The 3,772-nt window shown below is 70.6% G+C and carries 6 protein-coding genes and 1 pseudogene; 4 read left to right on the plus strand and 3 right to left on the minus strand.

The window, feature by feature from the left end; translation table 11 throughout:
• Positions 1-337 (minus strand): annotated as a pseudogene (locus G3I65_RS19970) (DNA-binding protein); the annotation flags it as partial.
• 89 nt (positions 338-426) lie between these two features.
• On the opposite strand from G3I65_RS19970, the gene G3I65_RS19975 reads away from it, so the two are divergent.
• The gene (locus G3I65_RS19975) at positions 427-606 is read left to right on the plus strand and encodes a hypothetical protein (RefSeq protein ID WP_160697456.1); all 180 of its coding nucleotides are present in this window, start codon (positions 427-429) and stop codon (positions 604-606) included.
• Between the two features lie 105 nt (positions 607-711).
• Positions 712-2,103, plus strand: coding sequence for an NAD-dependent malic enzyme (locus tag G3I65_RS19980; protein ID WP_160697457.1), 1,392 nt, complete (start codon positions 712-714; stop codon positions 2,101-2,103).
• A gap of 49 nt (positions 2,104-2,152) precedes the next feature.
• On the opposite strand, the gene G3I65_RS19985 is transcribed toward G3I65_RS19980, so the two are convergent.
• Both G3I65_RS19985 and G3I65_RS19990 read right to left on the minus strand, forming a co-directional pair.
• Positions 2,153-2,563, minus strand: a complete 411-nt coding sequence (locus G3I65_RS19985; protein ID WP_160697458.1) for a PIN domain-containing protein — start codon at positions 2,561-2,563, stop codon at positions 2,153-2,155.
• Complete coding sequence (locus G3I65_RS19990) at positions 2,551-2,817, minus strand: type II toxin-antitoxin system Phd/YefM family antitoxin (protein ID WP_125308020.1); 267 nt, start codon at positions 2,815-2,817, stop codon at positions 2,551-2,553. Before G3I65_RS19990 ends, G3I65_RS19985 begins: the two co-directional genes overlap by 13 nt.
• An 83-nt stretch (positions 2,818-2,900) precedes the next feature.
• Here G3I65_RS19990 and moaC point away from each other — a divergent pair, with 83 nt between their 5' ends.
• Positions 2,901-3,371, plus strand: coding sequence for a cyclic pyranopterin monophosphate synthase MoaC (gene moaC, locus G3I65_RS19995; protein ID WP_160697459.1), 471 nt, complete (start codon positions 2,901-2,903; stop codon positions 3,369-3,371).
• On the plus strand, positions 3,368-3,772 hold a 405-nt coding region (locus G3I65_RS20000; RefSeq protein WP_160697460.1), incomplete at its 3' end, for a molybdenum cofactor biosynthesis protein B. The genes moaC and G3I65_RS20000, both read left to right, overlap by 4 nt.

The raw sequence follows: 3,772 nt of genomic DNA on the forward strand, positions 1-3,772 counted from the left end.
GCACGCGCACGGCGTCGTCGGCGCCCCAGGCCAGCGCCCGCTTGCGCAGCCGGCCCAGCGGCTCGGCGACGTCGGTGCCGACCAGCTTCGCCACGTCTTCGACCGGCACCGGGTCGCGGTCCGCGCCGGCCAGCAAGCAGGCCTCGAGCACGGCGAGCGTGAAGCTGTCGAGGTCTTCGCAGGCACGCGCGACCGAGCCCGGCGTGCCGGCCCGGGTGGCCAGCACCGTGCTGTCGGAGGGCGGGGGCGTGGACAGGTCGCGCCGCGTGCGGAGCAGTTCGGTGAGTGCGCCGTCGGACTCCGCGCGCAGCCAGTCCGCCAGGGAGGTCGCGGGCATAGACGACCAGGATACCGGGCGGTTGCGACAGCGCCGCCGGGCTCAGGCAGACTGTGGTCGGAGAACCGAGCGCAGCTGTGGAGGACGTTGTGGCCAAGGGTGAGAAGAAGCACAAGGGCGTCGACCCGACCTGGCCGGGCGAGGCCGGCGAGCACCCCGTGACCGAGCTCGCGTCCGACCGCCAGGGCTCGCTGTCGCCGTTCGGCGACATCACGTTCCCGCTCGACTCGGTGCCCTACGTGCACCCCGAGACCGAGATCAACCGCTGATCGCATAGTTACTGGTCAGTACCGGTATCGGCCCCTCGTGAGGGCGGTCACGGGAGTAGGTTCGCTCCCGTCCTGCCCGACCTGTCCCATGCGGGGGTAAGTGCCATGCCGGTTCCCGGTCCCGGATATTCGATCACCGTCCGGGTCGAGGCCCCGGCCTCGTCCAGCGCGGCCGGTGACCTCACCACGGCCGTCGGGCGCGTCGGCGGCGTGCTGACCGCGTTCGACGTCGTCGAGTCGCACTCCGACTCGATCGTGGTCGACATCAGCGCCAACGCGCTGTCGGAGAACCACGCGAACGACATCACGCAGACGCTCGATTCGCTGCCCGGCGTCAAGGTCCGCAAGGTCTCCGACCGGACGTTCCTGATCCACCTCGGCGGCAAGATCGAGGTCACGCCCAAGGTCGCGCTCCGCAACCGTGACGACCTCTCCCGCGCCTACACCCCGGGCGTCGCCCGCGTCTGCCAGGCCATCGCGAACAACCCCGAGGACGCGCGCCGGCTGACCATCAAGCGCAACACGGTCGCGGTGCTCACCGACGGCTCGGCCGTGCTCGGCCTCGGCAACATCGGCCCGGCCGCGGCGCTGCCGGTGATGGAGGGCAAGGCGGCGCTGTTCAAGAAGTTCGCCGACGTCGACGCGTGGCCGGTCTGCCTGGACACCCAGGACACCGAAGAGATCATCATGATCGCCAAGGCGCTGGCCCCGGTGTACGCGGGCATCAACCTCGAGGACATCGCGGCGCCGCGCTGCTTCGAGATCGAGAAGCGCCTGCGCGAGCAGCTCGACATCCCGGTGTTCCACGACGACCAGCACGGCACCGCGATCGTCGTGGTGGCCGCGCTGCGCAACGCGTTGCGCGTGGTCGGCAAGAACATCGAGGACTGCAAGATCGTGGTCAGCGGCGTCGGCGCGGCCGGCTCGGCGATCATCCGCCTGCTGCTGCACAAGAACCCGGGCGACATCGTCGCCGCGGACATCGACGGCATCGTCCACTCGGCGCGCGGCAACCTCGACGACAACCTGACGTGGATCGCGTCGCACACGAACAAGGAGCAGGTCAGCGGCACCCTGCACGAGGCGCTGGCCGGCGCGGACGTCTTCATCGGCGTCTCGGCGCCCAACCTGTTCGGCGCCGAGCAGGTCGCGACGATGAACAAGGACGCCGTCGTCTTCGCGCTGGCCAACCCGGACCCGGAGATCGACCCGCTGGAAGCGCAGAAGCACGCCGCGGTCGTGGCCACTGGCCGCAGCGACTTCCCGAACCAGATCAACAACGTCCTGGCCTTCCCGGGCGTGTTCCGCGGCCTGCTGGACGCCCACGCGCACAACATCGACGACTCGATGCTGCTCGCGGCGGCCGACGCGATCGCCGACGTCGTGGACAACGGCAAGCTCAACGCGTCGTTCATCGTCCCGAGCGTGTTCGACAGCGCGGTGGCGCCGGCGGTCGCCGAGGCCGTGCGCAAGGCCGTGCGCGCCGAGCAGCGCTGAGTCATCACTTCGGAGGATCCCGGAAGGTGAGCTGAAGGGGACTTTCCTGCTATGTGATGAGAGGAAAGTCCCGCACCTCGACCTCCGGAAGATCCTCGAACCGCGCCCGCCCATCCGTGGTCACCAAAACCCGGCCAGTAGCCCGAGCGGTCGCCGCGATGATCAGGTCGTGCGCCCCACGCACCTGCCCACCCCGCCGGAGATGAGCTAGCAGCTCGGCATGATGCTCGACCACACTCGCCGAGTAATCGACAACCGGCGTCACAGCCAGCAGCTCAGCCAAAAACGCACTGTGCGCCGCCCGCCGCGCCGGGTTCGGGTCGAGTAGCAGGCCTACCTGGTACTCCGTGACCACCAGCGCTGGAACGGCGACGTCATCGTCATCCCCGATGGCTCCCGACGGCAGCCGGCCGCGGGCGGCGTCGATGAGGATTCCGGTGTCGAGGATCAGTCGTGCCACGGGTCGCTGTCCAGCTCGGCCGACGCCGTCTCGCGGACCTTGGCCACGTTCTCCGCGAACCGGTCGTCGACGTCGAGCTTTCCGGCCCAGCGGTGGAACACCGCGCACACCGCGACGCCGTTCGTGTGCGGGGCGGGCGTGATCAGCGCGACCCGCTTGCCATTGCGGGTGACGGCGATCGTTTCGCCGTTCTCCGCCTCGTCGAGCACGGCCGAGAACGACCTGGAGGCCTCGGAAGCGGACAGTTCGATCACGGGATTCAGATTATCAGATTCCGAGATCCTGAATCAAGGGGTCACGCCGACCCGCCCGCCGGTGCCGGAAGTAGCCTCGGCTTGTGAGTGAACTCAGCCACGTCGACGAGACCGGCGCCGCCCGGATGGTCGACGTCTCCGGCAAGACCGCCTCCGCGCGCACCGCGCTCGCGGCCGGGACCGTGCGGACCACCGCCGAGGTGCTCCGGCTGCTCGCGAGCGACGGCCTCCCCAAGGGCGATGCCCTCGCCACCGCGCGGATCGCCGGGATCATGGGTGCCAAGCGGGTGCCCGAGCTGATCCCGCTGTGCCACCAGATCGCGCTGTCCGGGGTGAAGGTGGAGTTCGAGCTGGGCGAGGCCGAGGTCCGGATCCGTGCGACGGCCAAGACCACCGACGTCACCGGCGTCGAGATGGAGGCGCTGACCGCGGTGGCGGTCGCCGGGCTGACGCTGCACGACATGATCAAGGCCGTCGACCCGGCGGCGACGCTGGACGAGGTCCGCCTGCTCCGCAAGGACGGCGGCAAGACCGGAACCTGGGAGCGGCCGTGAAGCGCAGCGCGCGGGTGATCGTGGCGTCGAACCGCGCCGCGAAGGGCGTCTACGAGGACAAGACCGGGCCGGTGATCGTCGCCTGGCTGGCCGGACGCGGGTACGACGTGCCGGCGCCGGTCGTCGTCGAGGACGGCGAGCCGGTCGGGGTCGCGCTGCGGGCGGCGCTCGCGGACGGCGTCGCCGTCGTGCTCACCACCGGCGGCACCGGCATCTCGCCGACCGATCGCACCCCGGATGTCACCCGCGCCGTCCTGGACCACGAGCTGCCGGGCGTGGCCGACGCGATCCGCGCGGCCGGGCTGCCGAAGGTGCCCACCGCGGTGCTGTCGCGCGGTGTCGCGGGCGTGGCCGGGCGGACCCTGGTCGTCAACCTCCCGGGCTCCAGCGGCGGCGTGAAG

This window comes from Amycolatopsis sp. SID8362 (assembly GCF_010550475.1).
Taxonomy (GTDB): Bacteria; Actinomycetota; Actinomycetes; order Mycobacteriales; family Pseudonocardiaceae; genus Amycolatopsis; species Amycolatopsis eburnea.